This window comes from Marinitoga sp. 1135 (genome assembly GCF_013363245.1).
Lineage (GTDB): Bacteria > Thermotogota > Thermotogae > Petrotogales > Petrotogaceae > Marinitoga > Marinitoga piezophila.
Genome location: NZ_LBEZ01000019.1, coordinates 37,806 through 52,331, shown reverse-complemented (window position 1 = coordinate 52,331; position 14,526 = coordinate 37,806). Strand labels below are relative to the sequence as shown.

13 protein-coding genes and 1 pseudogene are annotated in these 14,526 nt (G+C 30.0%); 4 read left to right on the top strand and 10 right to left on the bottom strand.

The genetic code is table 11. From position 1 onward, the window contains the following. Positions 1-47: 47 nt before the first annotated feature. From XO10_RS10815 to XO10_RS08470, 4 genes and pseudogenes are all read right to left on the bottom strand, one after another. Positions 48-3,014, bottom strand: coding sequence for a DEAD/DEAH box helicase (locus XO10_RS10815; RefSeq protein WP_175421394.1), 2,967 nt, complete (start codon positions 3,012-3,014; stop codon positions 48-50). Positions 3,015-3,032: 18 nt separating this feature from the next. Next, positions 3,033-4,619: pseudogene (locus XO10_RS08480) on the bottom strand (AAA family ATPase). A gap of 84 nt (positions 4,620-4,703) precedes the next feature. After that, positions 4,704-5,375, bottom strand: a complete 672-nt coding sequence (locus XO10_RS08475; protein ID WP_175418483.1) for a thioredoxin fold domain-containing protein — start codon at positions 5,373-5,375, stop codon at positions 4,704-4,706. 5 nt (positions 5,376-5,380) lie between these two features. Continuing rightward, complete coding sequence (locus tag XO10_RS08470; RefSeq protein WP_175421393.1) at positions 5,381-6,067, bottom strand: cytochrome c biogenesis CcdA family protein; 687 nt, start codon at positions 6,065-6,067, stop codon at positions 5,381-5,383. Positions 6,068-6,290: 223 nt separating this feature from the next. Between XO10_RS08470 and XO10_RS08465 the strand changes: the two genes are divergently transcribed. The 4 genes from XO10_RS08465 to XO10_RS08450 all read left to right on the top strand — a co-directional run bounded on the left by XO10_RS08465 (position 6,291) and on the right by XO10_RS08450 (position 11,163). After that, the gene (locus XO10_RS08465) at positions 6,291-7,487 is read left to right on the top strand and encodes a YgeY family selenium metabolism-linked hydrolase (RefSeq protein ID WP_014297165.1); all 1,197 of its coding nucleotides are present in this window, start codon (positions 6,291-6,293) and stop codon (positions 7,485-7,487) included. Between the two features lie 64 nt (positions 7,488-7,551). Further along, the gene (locus XO10_RS08460) at positions 7,552-8,547 is read left to right on the top strand and encodes an ornithine carbamoyltransferase (protein ID WP_014297164.1); all 996 of its coding nucleotides are present in this window, start codon (positions 7,552-7,554) and stop codon (positions 8,545-8,547) included. 19 nt (positions 8,548-8,566) lie between these two features. Then, positions 8,567-9,880 (top strand): dihydroorotase family protein, encoded by a 1,314-nt coding sequence (locus tag XO10_RS08455; RefSeq protein ID WP_175421392.1) that lies wholly within the window; start codon positions 8,567-8,569, stop codon positions 9,878-9,880. Next, positions 9,874-11,163 (top strand): amidohydrolase family protein, encoded by a 1,290-nt coding sequence (locus tag XO10_RS08450; protein ID WP_175421391.1) that lies wholly within the window; start codon positions 9,874-9,876, stop codon positions 11,161-11,163. The genes XO10_RS08455 and XO10_RS08450 overlap by 7 nt, the downstream gene beginning before the upstream one ends. A 31-nt stretch (positions 11,164-11,194) precedes the next feature. On the opposite strand, the gene rpsO is transcribed toward XO10_RS08450, so the two are convergent. From rpsO to XO10_RS08420, 6 genes are all read right to left on the bottom strand, one after another. Then, entirely contained in the window at positions 11,195-11,470 is a 276-nt protein-coding gene (gene rpsO / locus XO10_RS08445) for a 30S ribosomal protein S15 (RefSeq protein WP_014297161.1), read from the bottom strand. A 114-nt stretch (positions 11,471-11,584) separates the two neighbouring features. Continuing rightward, the gene (locus tag XO10_RS08440) at positions 11,585-12,469 is read right to left on the bottom strand and encodes a DUF1385 domain-containing protein (protein ID WP_014297160.1); all 885 of its coding nucleotides are present in this window, start codon (positions 12,467-12,469) and stop codon (positions 11,585-11,587) included. Continuing rightward, on the bottom strand, positions 12,447-12,701 hold the full coding sequence (locus tag XO10_RS08435) for a hypothetical protein (protein WP_014297159.1): 255 nt from the start codon (positions 12,699-12,701) through the stop codon (positions 12,447-12,449). The genes XO10_RS08440 and XO10_RS08435 overlap by 23 nt, the downstream gene beginning before the upstream one ends. A gap of 17 nt (positions 12,702-12,718) precedes the next feature. After that, positions 12,719-13,015 (bottom strand): stage V sporulation protein S, encoded by a 297-nt coding sequence (locus XO10_RS08430; protein ID WP_014297158.1) that lies wholly within the window; start codon positions 13,013-13,015, stop codon positions 12,719-12,721. A 134-nt stretch (positions 13,016-13,149) separates the two neighbouring features. Continuing rightward, the gene (locus XO10_RS08425; protein ID WP_014297157.1) at positions 13,150-14,310 is read right to left on the bottom strand and encodes a 2-oxoacid:acceptor oxidoreductase subunit alpha; all 1,161 of its coding nucleotides are present in this window, start codon (positions 14,308-14,310) and stop codon (positions 13,150-13,152) included. Continuing rightward, complete coding sequence (locus XO10_RS08420) at positions 14,303-14,524, bottom strand: ferredoxin family protein (protein ID WP_014297156.1); 222 nt, start codon at positions 14,522-14,524, stop codon at positions 14,303-14,305. The genes XO10_RS08425 and XO10_RS08420 overlap by 8 nt, the downstream gene beginning before the upstream one ends. Positions 14,525-14,526: the final 2 nt, after the last annotated feature.

The following is a 14,526-nucleotide window of genomic DNA, read 5'->3' as shown; positions in this document are numbered from 1 at the left end:
ACTCCTTTGAAACATCATCCGGTGGTTACCCTTTTATGTTTGATAAATTATTCGAATAACTGATAAATATCTTCCCGACTCAAATTCTTTAGAACACCTTTTTCTGTGGATATTGCAAGATTGTATAAATCTTCCTTTGCTTCCTTTAATTTCATTATTTTTTCTTCTATTGATTCTCTTGTTATAAACTTGTATACAAATACAGGTTTATTCTGACCAATTCTATAGACTCTATCGGTGGCCTGGTTTTCAACCGCCGGATTCCACCACGGATCGTAATGAATAACATAATCTGCACCGGTAATATTTAATCCTGTTCCACCGGCTTTTAGACTTACAAGAAGTATTTTTATATTATTTGTATTATTAAATTTTTCCACTATTTCCACACGTTTTTTGGTTTTTCCAATTATTTTAAGATACTGAATTTTTTCCTTTTCCAGCCATTCTTCCATTATTTCAATCATTTTCACAAATTGTGAAAATATCACTATTTTATGATTTTCTTCCAATACTTCTTTTATAAAATTTTTAAACATATTAAATTTTGAGGATTCTATATTTACACCAAGCAATTTAGGATGATTTACAATTTGTCTTAGTCTTAGAAGTCCTTCAAGGACGCTAAAGTTTATGGTCCCCTGTGACATTGCAATTTTTTGCCTGTATTCTTCTGCTATTTGATGATAAATCTTTTTTTGATGTTGTGTCATTTCATTGAAAATATACTCTTCTGTTTTTGGCGGTAATTCTTTGAGTACATTTTCTTTTGTTCTTCTTAGAATAAATGGATGGATTTTCTTTTTTAATCTTTCAATACTTTCTTTATTTGCATAGTTGTATTTTCTCAAAAAATCCTTTTTATTTCCAAAAAATCCCGGCATTAAAAACTCAAATATGTTATATAAATCCGTCAATGAATTTTCAAGCGGCGTTCCTGTAAGTGCGAGTTTATGATTTGATTTGAGTTTTCTTATTGCCTTATATAATTTAGTTTCGTCATTTTTGATAAATTGTGCTTCATCAAGGATAATATAAAAATATTTTGTTTTCTTTAATTCTTTTATGGAATTTCTCAATGTATTATAAGTGGTTATAATTACATCTGTATCCTCAGGTATATCCTTTTGAGAATTATGATAAATGTAATATTTTATATTCGATGTAAATTTATCTATTTCATTTGCCCAATTGTATATAACTGAACGCGGAGCAATTATAAGGAATTTTCTGTCTTTTCTTTTTAATGATAGAATTAAAGCTATAGTTTGAAGCGTTTTACCAAGCCCCATATCGTCAGCAAGAATACCATTGAAATTATATTCCTGAAGATATCTTAAAAATCTATAACCTTCAATTTGATATTTTCTCATGGGAATTTTCAATTCAGGAATTTCATACTCTTTTATTTTTTCAAAACTCTTTACTTTTTCTATATATTTCTTTGTTTTTTCATCGAGAGTATCTATTTCTATATTTTCAGAATTTAATAATGAATATATGTTATAACTTTCAACTGTGATTTTTTCCTTTTTTACCTTTAAATCATCAAGCTTTTCCAGTATATATTCTGGAATTTTAATAAAGGTTTCATCTTTAAGGACTATAAAGTTATTCTTTCTGTTTCTCAAATAACTTATATCTATACGTTTATTTCCTTTTAATTCAAGACTACCTTCCACATCAAACCAACTATTTTTCATATTTAATTGCATCTTTATATTTTCAACTTCATGGAACTTTATGTTCTTGTTCATTTTTATAATAATATTTTTATCCAGCTTTTTCATGCCATTTTCAAGGAATTCAAAGAAATCATTTATCTCCATTGAATATTGCCCTTTTTCATCGAGAAAAACATTAACCTCTTCAAGATTTTTTAATAACTTTCTTTCTAAATCATAATTTCTATATTTATATTCATCATAAAAATTAATTTCCTTTCCATACAAAAACCTTCCTCTAAATGTAAATCTATCTTGAAGAAAATTAATATATAAATTTAATTTTGGAATAAATATCTCTTTTTTTATCCCAAATCTCTCGTCTATATCTATTTCAAATCCAAATCTTTCATAAGGTAAAAGAACATCTTTTATATAATTTTCAAGATCACTTTTATTTTCAAATGAAAATTCACTTTCTATATTCTTTAAATAAAAGGGGATATTTAATTGAGTCTTTATATCAATTATTGATATACTTTGTTTATTAAAATATGCCATATCGCTATATGTTTTCACAATTCTTTCCTTTTCTGGTATGGGAAATAATTTCATTTTACCTTTTTTACTTTCTAAATCACCTTCTAAAATTATCTTTATTTTTATATCTTCTCCCCATTTTAATTCTTTTTTATTTGGAAGAAGTATTTTACTGCTTCTTATTTTTTTTAATTCTCTAAAACTCATTAATCTTAATTCATAATCGTGTTTTCCATAGTAATTATCTATTTTTACAGGCACTATTAGTTTTTTTATCTCATATTCATCTTCCGGTACAGCTGTTTTTAGAAATTTCAATATATCATTATATGTTTCAATATCTTTTCTCAATTTTATTTTACCGTCAATTTTTTCTGCTAATTTTATTTTTGTATATTGTTCATCAGGATATACAAGATAATAGGTTTCTCCATAATCATAAATTCCAAGAAATTCCGCAATATCGCTTTCCACATGAATATTACTCTGTGTTTTACTTTCATTATTTAAATAATCTATTACTTTTAAGCTTAATGATACAAGATGCATACATGATGTGCTTTTTCCATAATTGCATGAACAGGAAAAATATATTTCTTCTGTTTCCTCATCAATACTAATTATAGGTCTAAAAAATTTTCCGCCATCATTGATAATGGCGGTAAAATTTGTTTTATTATTGCTTTTAAAAACAGAAAACTCTTCTACTAAATTATTTTCATAAAAGTCTTTTCCCGTTCTATATTCAAAATCATTAGCTTCTAATATCTTTTCATTTAATTTATCTATTATTTTATATATATTTCTCACCTTATCACCTTTTTTAATTTACAACTTCTCAATTATATATTCCTCAATATTCCTTTTTTCTGAATTTATATTTATTCCTATGAGATATACTTCTTTTCCGCTGTATTTTTCATAATACTTCATTTCTTTTATCTGTTTTAATGCTTCGTCGCTACTTTGATCCAGTTTTATCTCAAATAAATATATCCTGTCGTCAAAATCTATTACTAAATCACTTCTTCCTAAGTTTGTCAATTCTTCTGCTTTTACATCTATTCCTGCTGAGGCTATTATTGTAAATATCAATACATTTCAGATAATAAAAAAGCAAATTCGTTCAAACAAGTAGAAAATTCTAATCCTCAAAAATTCTTGTTCCCGCCGGCCGTTGCAGACTCACATCCATGTTCGTCTTCACTCAAAATCACATCCGTGTGATTTTGTCCGGCTCCACTTCGAATTTTTTCAGGAATTTTCAAGTTTTCACTCATTTGCTTTTTTATTATCTTTATTTATCTCTTCAAGTATTTTAAGAAGACTTTCTTTCACTTCAAAATTTGGATAGTCCAGTATATATTTTTTCTTTAATCCATATTTTTTTATTCCTTTAAAGGTTAAATACCCTGCCTGCGTAAAGAAGATATTTGCTTTTGCATCTTCTATTTCTCGTGTTGAGAAATCTTCTGCACTTACTGGTGTTTTTACTAAATCCTCATATTCTATCTTTTTGCCTTTTATGTATTCATACAGAAAACTTGGTGATCCGCTTTCAAACCAGAAGTTTTGGAATTCTTTTTCTGAAAAAAATCTCAATATTGAATATGGATTATATACTGTATGTTCTCCGTCAAATGAAAATCCATTATAATATCTCTTCATTTCTTCAAGCAATTCTTTTTCTGTTATTCCCATTTCTTCTGATAATTCTTTTATGTAATCTTTGAAATAATATTCCAATTCTTCCTGCGTATATCCAAACATCTGTGCATATTTCCTGTTTAAAGATATATCGCTTAAATTATTTAATGCTGAGAATACTCCTGTTTTTGTGAATTTTGTTATTCCGGTTATGAATACAAATTTTATATGCTCGTCATTTGCTTTTATATTTAAATAGAAATTTCTTAATACTTCTCTGCATTTTTCTGCCATTTTTTTGTTTGTTATATTATCCAATATTGGTTTTTCATATTCGTCTACCAGTATTACTACCTTTCCTTTTTCTGATAGCTTCATTATTAATTCATCAAATGCGAAACTATAATCTGTTTCTTCTATCTTTACTCCATTTCTTTTTCCTTCCTGAACTATCATTTTTGTGAGGCTTTCTTTAAGTTTCTCTATACTTTCTGATTTTGCTTTTAATAGATTTAATCTTATTATTGGATATTCTTTAAACTCCAATTTGTCGTATATATATGTATCTTTAAATAATTCTCTTTCCCCTTTAAATAAATAATAGAATGCCGATATAGTTAAACTCTTTCCGAATCTTCGAGGTCTTGACATAAAATAAAACTTTCCACTATTTATTAAATCATATAGATACTTTGTTTTATCTACATATATATAATTTTCTTCTATTAACTCCTTATAATCTGATATTCCTACCGGTAATTTTTTCATCACTTCCACCTCCATATCAAAATTATATCATATTTATAATATAAAACGCTCCAGCATATTAGCTATTGCTGAAGCGTTTTGATTCTACTTACTATAAATTACTACATAAAATTTACTTTCTATTTCCTTTGATTTTTCTTTAACAATAACATTTACAAAATTATCTAGAGAATCACCTTTTTGATATTCCACTGTATTTGGATCATTTTCAAGCAAATATTTTATCTCTTCATCTGTTAAGTTCAAAACTCTTTTTTCTATTGAAACTTTTATATTCTTTTTTACAAATGTACTATAATCTATATTGTGATTTGAAGAGTATTTAAAGTATTTTAAGATAGAAATAAAAGTTGTAGGATCTACATATCCTGGCAATTGAGCCTTTGCTTCTCCTTTGCTATCAAAGAAGAAAAATGTTGGTGTCCCTCTTACTCCAAACGCTCCAAATAAATCCCTGTAATTTAATGTTTTCCCTTTATAATTGGCAATCTTTTTCTTATCAGCATATATCTCTGCAAAGATATATTCAGTTCTTAACCACTTTTGTACCTCTTCATCATATAAAGTTTCTTTTTTAAACTTATTACAGTAATAACAACTTCCTGAAGAAAACATAATTATAACCTTTTTCCCTGTTATTTCACCAATTTTCAATGCCACATTAAAATCATGAACAATAAATTTATCTGGAAGGATTGAACCATACATAATTACACCTGATATTATTAATAAAATAAAAAGACTTATTTTTTTCATTATCCTCACACTCCCTGTAAATTATTGAACTTTCCAAGTATTACCAGAATCCCCATTAAAACCAATAATAAACTCCCTGAAACCTTTAAAATCTTTTGCCATTTTGGTGTCCCAAATGTAATTCTGGATAATAATTTACTTACTACACTGCTGAAAAATAAAAATGGAATAGAAATCCCCAATGAATATAAGAAAAGCATAAATCCACCTTTAAATATGTTTGTTGTTGTAGATGCAAAGGTCAATACTGCTGCGAGAACAGGTCCTGAACATGGAATCCATATAAATGAAATTAAAATTCCCATTATAAAAGCACCTAAAAAAGTTGTTCCCTTATATTTTGATAAATCCAGCTTAAATCCTTTGAAGATCTCTTTATCAAGGAGATAATAAATACCCATTATTATAATAAATATTCCTGCAACCAGATTAAAGACGTCTTGATATTTTGAGATAAAAGTTCCCAAACTTCCTGCTAAAACACCCAGCATCGAGAAGAATATCGATAAACCAAGAAAAAAAGCTAATCCACGTTTCAAGGTAAGTTTAAAATCCTTCAAATCTGGCATTAGAATTCCAAAAAACAATGGAACTAACGGCAATATACAGGGACTAAAAAATGAGATTATCCCACCTAAAAAGGCACCAAAATATCCTATTGTTGGTTGAACAGCAACAGCTAAATTCTCCATATCCATCTCCTTTCTATTGATTATAACTAATAGTAGATTAATTATATCATAATTACAATTATAAATTATACTCCCTCAAAAATCTTTGAATAATTGAGATAATTAAAAATATTTAAAAATTCCAATTGCTAAAGTAATGTTAATTTAGTTTTTATGGATTTTAAATTTTAATATTAAAGTTATATAATGTTATATAAAGAATTTTCATATGGGAGGGATAGGATTGACAACTTTAGAATTGGCAGAAAAATACCGAGAAGACATAGTTAAATTTATGAGCAAACTCATAAAAGCAAGAAGTTATTCTGGTGATGAAAAAGAAGTAATTCAGGTAATTAAAGAAGAGATGGAAAAGGTTGGATTTGACGAAGTAAAAATCGATGGTCTGGGAAATATTCTCGGAAGGATTGGCAGTGGAAAAACTGTTATAGCTATGGACGCACACATTGATACAGTTGAAGTAGGAAATCCTGATTTGTGGGATAAGGATCCATTTAGTGGTGATTGGGATGAAGAATGGGTTTATGGTCGTGGTGCTTCTGATCAAAAAGCCGGTATGTGTTCTATGGTATATGGTATGAAAATACTTAAGGATTTAAATTTACTTGATGATTTTACAGTATATGTAACTGGTACAGTTATGGAAGAAGACTGTGACGGATTATGTTGGAGATATATTGTAGAAGAAGACAAGTTAAAACCTGATTTTGTAGTTATTACAGAACCTACAAGTTTAAATGTCTATAGAGGCCATAGAGGAAGAATAGAATTTAGAGTAAAAACAGTGGGGCTTTCAGCACATGCAAGCGCTCCAGAAAGAGGCGATAATGCTATATATAAAATGGCAAAGATTATAAATGAAATAGAAAAATTAAATGAAAACTTGCATTATGATCCGTTTTTAGGTAAAGGCACAATAGTTGTTTCTCAAATATTCTTTAAATCACCTTCACATAACGCTGTACCTGATGAATGTGTTATTCACATTGATAGAAGATTAACAGCTGGAGAAACAAAGGAAAGCGCATTTGAAGAGATAAGGGAAATATTTAAAAAGACCGGTATAGATGCTGAAATTGTAGAATTAACCTATTCAAAACCTGCTTATACAGGAGTAGAATATCCAGTTGAAAAATATTTTCCAACATGGGTTGTTGAAGAGGACTCTACTGTAGTTCAAGCTGCAAAAGAAACGTTTGAAAAAACATTTAATGATGAACCATTTATTGATAAATGGACATTTAGTACTAATGGAATTGCAACAGCTGGTGTTTATGGAATACCTACAGTTGGATTTGGACCTGGTGATGAAAAATATGCTCATGCTCCAAACGAAAAGGTAAAGATTGAACATCTTGTTAAAGCTGCAGCATTTTACGCTAATTTCCCAAAAACATTGGTAGAGAAACTTAAAAAGTAAATTTTTTTCAGTAAAAAAGAGAACGTTTTCAAATTAAAAAATTAAAACTAAGGGGGAGATATTTATGTCAGCATTTTTTAAGACAGAAAAAAGTAGACATTTCATTACAACACAGGATTTTACAAATGAAGAAATAGAAATGATGTTAGATCTTGCAAGGGATTTAAAAATCAAAATGGCATCCAACATACCAACACCATATTTATTATATAAAACTTTATTCTTAATATTCTTTGATCAATCTACAAGAACAAGAAACTCTATGGAAGCTGGTATTGCACAATTAGGAGGTCATGCTAATTTCTTAAACCCAAGTACAATGCAATTATCTCATGGAGAAACACCTGAAGATACTGCAAGAGTTTTAGCAAGAATGGGACACGGAATTGCAGTTAGAGCATGTGAATTCGGAAAAGGTAATAAATATTTAAGAGGAATGGCTTCTGTTTCACAGGTACCTGTTATGAATTTACAGGATGATGTTTATCATCCGTTCCAGGTATTGGCCGATGTAATGACAATGCAGGAAAGATTTGGAAAGAATTTAAGAGGCTTAAAGGTTGGTATCAGCTGGGCATATGCTGAAAGTCATTTAAAACCTTTATCAGTTCCTCAATCACAAATATTACTGTTCACCAGATTGGGTATGGACGTAACTCTTGCTTATCCAGAAAAATTCGATTTAATGCCTGATATTGTAAAACAGGCACAGGAAAATGCAGAAAAATATGGTGGAAAATTGAATATTTCACATAAAATGGAAGATGCATTTGTTGATGCACATGTTGTTATACCAAAGAACTGGGGAGGATTCTTTGTGTCAGATGATCCAGAAGAAATTAAAGCTGAAACCGCAAAACATAAAGATTGGATCTGCGATGAAGAAAAAATGAAATTAACAAGACCGGATTCAGTTTATATGCATGCATTACCTGCAGATAGAGGAAAAGAAGTTGTAGATTCTGTTATTGACGGACCACATTCAATAATATTTGATGAAGCAGAAAATAGATTGCATACAGCAAAGGCTGTAATGACATTATTAATGGGTGGAAGATAATAATCGGGATGTGATTGCCATGTTTGATCTTGGGATATTAAATGGCGAAATATACATAAATGGTGAGTTTATAGAAGGAAACCTTTATGTTAAAAATGGAAAGATATTTGATATTACTACATCATATTTAGAATCAAAGAAAGAAATCAATGCTTCCGGGAAGTTTATACTTCCCGGTTTTATAGATCCACATGTTCATTTTGAACTAACCGTTGGAAAATATACTTCTGTCGATAATTTTAAAACAGGCTCAATTTCTGCAGCATATGGCGGAATTACTTCATATATCGATTTTCTCGATCCAATAACTACAATGGAAGAACTGAAAAAAGCTTTTGAAACTCGTATGAATTTAGCCCAAAAAAGTCATACCGACTTTGCATTTCATGCCACTATAGCAAACCCAACTATAGAACCCCATAAATTAATCAAAAAATGCAAAGAATTAGGTGTAGCAAGTATTAAATTATTTACCACATATGGACCGCGAATGACAAAGGATAAATATATATCGGAATTGCTTTCATTATCTTCTGAAGAAGGAATTGTCGTTACAGTACATGCTGAAAATGATGAGCTAATAGAAAAGAAGGAAAAAATAAAAATGAAGGAGCATTCTAGCGTTAGATCTACTCTTTCTGAAACTACAGAAGTTGTAAAATTAGCTGAAATGGCAGAATATTATGAAGGACAACTGTATATAGTCCATTTATCAAGTGGATATTCCCTTGATGTCTTAAAGAAAAAATTTTCTGATATCATAGGAAAAAATATGGTTCTTGAAAGCTGTCCGCATTATTTTTATTTTGATGACAGTTTATATGGAAAAAAACACGGATATTTATTCTCAATGACACCACCTTTGAGAAGCGAAAAGGAAAAGGATTTGCTCGTCGAAAATTTTGATTATTTGCAAACAATAGGAACGGATCATTGCCCATTTAATTCAAAGGATAAAAATAAACGATATACAAATATTATGCCTATGGGAATAGGTGGAGTGGAATTTTCATTCTCATTAATGTTTACACTTTTTGGAGAAAAAGTTATTGATAAATTCACCTCTAATGTTGCTAAGTATTATGGATTATATCCATGTAAAGGTAACCTTTTACCGGGCGCTGATGCAGATATTGTAATCTTCGATCCAGAAGTTGACTGGATAATAGAAAAACATCATTCTGCAGCAGATTACACAGTTTATAAAGGTCTCCCTGTTAAAGGCAAAGTTATAACAACAATATCAAATGGTAAAATAATAATTAACAATGGAAAATTTATCGGTTCAAGGAAAAAGGGAAGATTCCTGAGAAGGGAAGAGATAAGATGGTAAAGGTTATTGTTAATTGTAATATCTTTGATTATGAAACATATAGAGAAAATCAATATATTAGATTTGATAAAGAAATAATTGAAACAGGTTCAATGGATAATTTCAAAAAAAAAGGAAATGAAGAAATTATTGATTTTAAAGGAAAACTCGTTATGCCAGGATTTGTCAACGGACATACACATATTTATTCCACTTTTGCAAGGGGAATGGCTGTTGAATTTAATCCAAAAAGTTTTTCTGATATCTTAAAACAGTTATGGTGGCGAATGGATTCAAAAATTGATCTTGAAACTACATATTATAGTGGTCTTGTGAGCGGTATAGAATTTATAAAAAATGGAATTACAGGAATTATAGACCATCATGCAAGCGGGCAAGCAATAAAAGGAACATTGAACAAATTAAAGGAAAGCGTTACAGAAGAAATTGGTGTAAGAGGTGTTTTTTGTTTTGAAACCAGTGATAGATTTAATATTGACGAATGTATTGAAGAAAATACAGAATTTTTAAAGAATAATTCTGAAAAATTTGCCGGAATGTTTGGTTTACACGCTTCACTCTCTTTATCCAACGAAACATTAAAAAAGGTATCAGAAAATTTAAATGGTGCTCCCATACACATTCATGTAGCTGAAAGTTTAGAGGATGAGGAAGATTCAATAAAAAAATATGGAAAACGTGTTGTTGAAAGATTAGAAGAATTCAATTTGTTAACTGATAATTCCATATTATCCCATTGTGTCCATATTGATGAAAATGAAGCTGATATAATTTCAAATTACAATGTATATGTTGCACTTAATCCTACTTCAAATATGAATAATGCCATAGGAATGCCAAATTATAAATTACTCAAAGATAAAAATATAAAAACAATAATAGGCAATGACGGCTTAGGATTTAATATAACAAGAGAATATTTAAACCTTTATTTCACCCAGAAATATAGATATGAAGATCCAACATTCTTCAATTTTGATGATTTAAAGAATAATATTGATAATGTATATAACCTGTTTGGAAAAATGTTGAATATAAAGGTTGGTAGAATAGAAAAAGGATACAAAGCCGATATGATTTCTTTTGAATATGCACCATTTACACCTTTAAATGAAAATAACATTTTTGGGCATGTGTTTTTTGGTATCTGGGATAATCTCGATGTTGTTGATACAATTATTGACGGTGAATTTTTAATGGAAAATAGGAAAGTAAATTTTGAAGTTGAAAAAATTTATAGCGAAGCAAAAGATGTTGCTGAAAATTTATGGAATATCATTTAAAAAACTCCCGCTATTGAGCGGGAGTTTGATATTATCCTCTGATTCCTAATTTTGAAATTAATTCTTTATAAACTTCTGGTCTTTCTTTCTTGAGGTATTTTAACATTTTTCTTCTTTTACCAACCATTTTCATAAGACCTCTTCTTGAGTGGAAATCCTTTGGATGTGTTTTTAAGTGTTCTGTTAAGTGTCTGATTCTTGCTGTTAATAAAGCAACCTGAACTTCTACTGAACCTGTGTCTTTGTCGTTAATTTTGAATTCTTCAATAACGTTCTTTTTTACTTCTGGATCTAATCCTCTTGACATCTTCTTTCCCTCCGTTTATATATTCCTCTGACCAAGATAAGGTCTATGCCATTATCTGAGTCAGGGTATTTATATTATATTATAAGTTATGTTAAATGTCAATTGATATTTTATTTAAATTTCAACAACTTCTTCTCCATCAAAGTCTTCCTTTAAAGCATATTCAAGGGATATTAATGCTACCTTTAATTGTTCTTCATCAGGTTCTGATGTAGTTATTTTTTGAAGCATTAATCCTGGAGAAGCTAAAATCTTACCAAGAGATGTATCTATTATTTTTGCTGTAAATCTTTGAAATTCATATGCAACTCCAGCTACCAACGGCAATAAAACTATTCTTGTTATTGTTTTTTCTAACAATGTTGTATAACCCATAGCTCCTGTAATGGAAAAAACTATTATCGAGGCAAAAACAGTTATTATAAGAAAACTCGTTCCACATCTGGGATGTAATGTTGTATATTTTTTTGCGTTCTCAACAATTAATTGTTCTTTGTTTTCGTAAGTATAAACTGCTTTATGTTCTGCACCATGATATTCAAAAACTCTTTTAACATCCTTAAATAATGAAATTACCCATATATAAAGTATAACAAATATTGCCCTTATTACACCTTCAGCAAATGAAAACCAGAATTCATTGTTTATATTGAATAATTTTGTCAAATACATCGGTGCCAATCCAAATCCCCCAACAGAAAAAAGTATAGCTAATAATATTGATATAATCATATCTTTTTTTGTTATTTCCTCTTCATCTGATACATTAGCCGAATAAGTTAAAGCTCCCATTCCTATTATCATCGCTTTTAATAATACAAAAAAACCCCGTATAAAGGGTATCTTTTCAAGAAAACCGAAAGAAAATTCATTTAATTTTTTTATCTGAACCTTTCCATCTGGCCTTTTTACAGCAACTACAGTATGTATTCCCTTCATCATTACGCCTTCAATAACTGCCTGACCTCCAACATATTTAGGCATTTTCTTTTCGTTCATTATTTATCCTCCTCAATATTTCCTCTGCTACACCATTTTCTGTAATTACAAAATAAAAGGTTAGAGCTTCCTTATCAACAGTTTTTTCTTTTTTCAATACCATGGAAGCCTTTCTTCGTATTTTTAATCTTTCATTTATATTTAATTTAGAAATTTCTTCAACTATAGAAAAAAGCCGCGCGTCATTTATACACGCGGTCACTATTTCATTGATGATTTTATCATCTATCACTTACAATTCTCCTCGTATTATTCTTCTGTAGCTTCGTCTGTTTCTTCTTCTGTTATTTCTGCAAAAACTCTGAATTTTATACCTGTTCTCTTTTCGTCACCAACAGTAACTTCAACAAATCCTGGTACTACAAAAATCTTTTTTCCTCTTGTTTCAACGAATCTTCTGGCAATAGCAATAGCTTTTACTGCCTGATTAACAGCCCCCGCTCCTATAGCCTGGATTTCAACTTCGTCTGTTTTGCTGAGAACTCCTGCGATAGCTCCAGCAACTTTGTTTGGAGATGAATTATGACCAACTTTTAAAACTTCCATGAATAGCTCAGCCCCCTTTATTATCATTATCACATTTTATTTTACCATAAAATTTCTTTTTTTTCAAATACAATTTTTAATTGTTAATATACATATACCAAAAAACAAATCCCCCTTTTGAAAAGGGGGATTTATTAAAATTCTATTATATGTCTCCATACCTGTGTTATTGAATCCAATATTTCTTTTGGTGAAATTAAATCACCATCTACTCTATTTACAAGTGCTATATGTTTTCCAAATTTATTTACCCTTGATATTTCAAGTGCAAGTTGCCCTAAATTCATTTCAGCCACAATTATAGCCTGTGATTTCTTCAAAAGATTTTTCATTTTTGATACTGAGAATGGCCAGATTGTAATGGGTTTAAATAACCCTACAGGTATTCTATCTTCACGTGCCATTTTTACAGCCTTCATTGCACTTCTAGCAACTGAACCATAAGCTACAACTATAATTTCAGCGTCTTCTGTCATATATTCATCATAAATAGCAATTTCTTCTGTATATAATCTGATTTTGGAATCAAGATGTTTAATTACTTTATCTGCTACTGAAGAAGACCCCACCGGGAATCCTGTTTCATCATGAACTAAACCTGAAACATGAAATCTTGCCTTTCCCATTTCTATTAAAGGATTTACAGGATAATTTTCTTCCTGGAATCCAAAAGGATGGAATAAATCTTCTTCTTCTATTTCTTCTTCACTCATTCTTGCCACTATTTCAGGATTTTCGTATTCATCACTTAAGTAAAAACTCTCTCTCATATGTCCTAATGTTTCATCCATTACAAGCACAACTGGTGTTCTATATTTTTCAGCATAATTAAATGCCGTAATTGTATATTTATAAACCTCTTCTACTGTTGAAGGATAAAGAGCTATTATCTGCTGATCGCCATGCCTTCCCCATCTTATCTGCATTATATCTCCCTGTGATGGCTTTGTTGGCAAACCTGTACTTGGTCCTCCCCTCATAACATCCACTATTACACATGGCGTTTCAGTCATCGTTGCGTATCCAAGAGCTTCCTGCATTAAACTAAAGCCTGGACCACTTGTAGCTGTCATTGACTTTACGCCTGCTAATGATGCACCAATAATGGCTGCAGCACTGGCAATTTCATCTTCCATTTGTATGAATTTTCCTCCAACTTTTGGTAATTCTCTTGCCATAACCTCTGCTACTTCTGAAGAAGGTGTAATAGGATATCCTGCAAAAAATCTACAACCTGCTTTTACTGCTGCTAATGCACATGCTTCATTTCCCTGCATGAATACTATTTTACCCATTGGCCTCAACCACCTTTTTCTCTGATATATCAATAGCAATATCAGGACATAATCTTTCACACATTAAACAACCTATACATTTGCTTTCATCAACTATTATAGGTTTTCCCATTTCTGCTGAGCCAAGGGCTTTTGTTGGACAAACATGATAACATATACCACAGTTTTTACAGTAAGAATAGTTAATGGTAATCTCATAGCTTTTTTTTGCCATTT

Excerpts from the sequence above, each read along its gene's own strand:
- XO10_RS08475 (WP_175418483.1), bottom strand. The coding sequence starts at position 5,375 with ATGAAAAAAATAAGTCTTTTTATTTTATTAATAATATCAGGTGTAATT.
- XO10_RS08470 (WP_175421393.1), bottom strand. The coding sequence starts at position 6,067 with ATGGAGAATTTAGCTGTTGCTGTTCAACCAACAATAGGATATTTTGGT.
- XO10_RS08460 (WP_014297164.1), top strand. The coding sequence starts at position 7,552 with ATGTCAGCATTTTTTAAGACAGAAAAAAGTAGACATTTCATTACAACA.
- XO10_RS08455 (WP_175421392.1), top strand. The coding sequence starts at position 8,567 with ATGTTTGATCTTGGGATATTAAATGGCGAAATATACATAAATGGTGAG.
- XO10_RS08450 (WP_175421391.1), top strand. The coding sequence starts at position 9,874 with ATGGTAAAGGTTATTGTTAATTGTAATATCTTTGATTATGAAACATAT.
- rpsO (WP_014297161.1), bottom strand. The coding sequence starts at position 11,470 with ATGTCAAGAGGATTAGATCCAGAAGTAAAAAAGAACGTTATTGAAGAA.
- XO10_RS08440 (WP_014297160.1), bottom strand. The coding sequence starts at position 12,469 with ATGAACGAAAAGAAAATGCCTAAATATGTTGGAGGTCAGGCAGTTATT.
- XO10_RS08430 (WP_014297158.1), bottom strand. The coding sequence starts at position 13,015 with ATGGAAGTTTTAAAAGTTGGTCATAATTCATCTCCAAACAAAGTTGCT.
- XO10_RS08425 (WP_014297157.1), bottom strand. The coding sequence starts at position 14,310 with ATGGGTAAAATAGTATTCATGCAGGGAAATGAAGCATGTGCATTAGCA.
- XO10_RS08420 (WP_014297156.1), bottom strand. The coding sequence starts at position 14,524 with ATGGCAAAAAAAAGCTATGAGATTACCATTAACTATTCTTACTGTAAA.